At 65.8% G+C, this 1,264-nt stretch carries 1 protein-coding gene; it reads right to left on the reverse strand.

The annotated features are described in order from the left end of the window. Positions 1-367 precede the first annotated feature (367 nt). Positions 368-1,264, reverse strand: an 897-nt coding sequence (locus ACP7AZ_RS17765; RefSeq protein WP_426039976.1) for an IS3 family transposase, incomplete at its 5' end; no start/stop codon positions are given.

Here is a 1,264-nt window from a genome sequence, read left to right on the forward strand (position 1 = left end):
TCGAAAATGACCTATCAGAAAAGGCAGGGAGCCGCCGTGGCGGGAAGCTCTCTGTTGTCGCAGCTTGGGAAGCTCCAACGGGTTCGAGACAGCCTTCAGATGCGGGGGCCTAGTAGCCCGACGCCATATCGGAGCGCCCCAGTCGTGAGTTTGTTGAGGCAGTGCGTGGCGACGAAGGTTCCACCAAAAGACGAAAGTGTGCCCACCAGCACCAACCAGCCCTCACACCCGGCCAAATCCAGCCCCGTCGTGAAGAATGAGGTGGCTTAGGTTGTCAGGCGTAGCAGTCGGGGTAGCACCGAGCACGGTGTATCGAACGGCGCCGGGCGGACGGGGGGGTGATCTTCCCCCGCAAAAGTGGACGGGGTTAAGCCGCTCTACGTTCGGCCTCGGCGGGGCTGATATAGCCCAGTGACGAGTGCAGGCGACGGGGATTGTAGAAGCCCTCGATGTATCCGAACAGATCCCGCCGCGCCTGGTCACGGGTGGCGTAGATGCGGTGATGGACACGCTCGGTTTTGAGGGTGTGGAAGAAGCTCTCCATGGGGGCATTGTCCCAGCAGTCGCCCTTGCGGCTCATGGACGGGGTGATGCCGGATCGAGTCAGGGCGGAGCGATAGGCCTCGGCGGCATACTGGATCCCGCGGTCGGAGTGGTGGATCAGACCGGGCGCGGGCCGCTGGCGTTCGACGGCCATGTTGAGGGCGTCCAAGGCGATCTCGGTGTGCATGGTCTGGCGCATGGACCAGCCGACGATCTTGCGGGTGTGCATGTCGAGGATGGCGGCGAGGTAGAGCCAGCCTTCGCCGGTCGGGATGTAGGTCAGATCGGCGAGCCAGATCTGATTGGGGGCCGCCGCCTGGAAGTTGCGGGCCAGCCGGTTGGGCGCGATGGGATAGCCGTGGCGGCTGTCGGTTGTCCTGGCCCGTCGCGGCAGGGCCGCCAGACCCCGCAGACCAGCACGGCGCATCAGCCGTTCCACGCGGGATCGACCGACCCGACGCCCGTGCCGCCGCAGGGTGGCGTGGACACGCGGCGAGCCGTAGCAGCCGCTGCTCTCGGCATGGATCAGGCGGATGTCCTCGGTCAGAGCGCGGTTGGCAACGGACCTCTGGCTCTCGGGGCGGCCACGCCAGGCGTAGTAGCCGCTGGCCGACAGGCCGAGGACCGCGCACATCACGCGAACCGGCCAGACCTGACGATGCCCATCGACGAACCCGAACTTCACCGGGAGGCCGCTCCGAAGATGAGCGCGGCTTTTTTT

It is taken from the genome of Brevundimonas sp. DC300-4, assembly GCF_049897365.1.
In the GTDB taxonomy this organism is placed as follows: domain Bacteria; phylum Pseudomonadota; class Alphaproteobacteria; order Caulobacterales; family Caulobacteraceae; genus Brevundimonas.